The sequence below is a fragment of the Bradyrhizobium sp. NBAIM08 genome (assembly GCF_020193935.1).
In the GTDB taxonomy this organism is placed as follows: domain Bacteria; phylum Pseudomonadota; class Alphaproteobacteria; order Rhizobiales; family Xanthobacteraceae; genus Bradyrhizobium; species Bradyrhizobium yuanmingense.
Window position 1 is genome coordinate 1 of record NZ_JADYVR010000581.1, and the last position, 429, is coordinate 429.

The 429-nt window shown below is 68.8% G+C and carries 1 protein-coding gene; it reads right to left on the bottom strand.

Features of this window, described 5'->3' with window-relative positions:
* Nucleotides 1-69 precede the first annotated feature (69 nt).
* The coding region (locus I6F37_RS41060; RefSeq protein WP_225154529.1) for a hotdog domain-containing protein at nt 70-429 on the bottom strand (360 nt) is incomplete at its 5' end.

Consider the following 429-nt stretch of genomic DNA (forward strand, 5'->3'; position numbering starts at 1 on the left):
GGCTTCACGCGTGGCAAAGATCGGCGGGGTGGCCCTGATCGTGAGGTAATCGGCAGTCTCGATCCGGCCCTACACGGCCTCGACGCGCGGACCGAGAGCGAAGGTCATCGTCCCTTCGACCGCGACCTTGCCGTCGACGCGGGCGATGCCGTGCAGAACGCCCATCCGGCTGCGCAGGCGGCGGACGACGGCCTCGATTTCGACCACGTCACCGGGGTGCACGGCCCGGCGGTAGCGCACCCGTTCGATGCCCGCAAAGAACGGCAGGCGCTGCCGGTTCTCGGGCTTGGCCAGGATCAGAATCGCCCCGACCCGCGCGATCGCCTCGGTCAGAATGGTCGGCGGCAACGTCGGCAGCTCGCCGTCCCGGTGCGCCAGGTAGCGCTCGTTGAGCGTGACGTTCTTGATGCCCACGATCCGCTTGTCCAC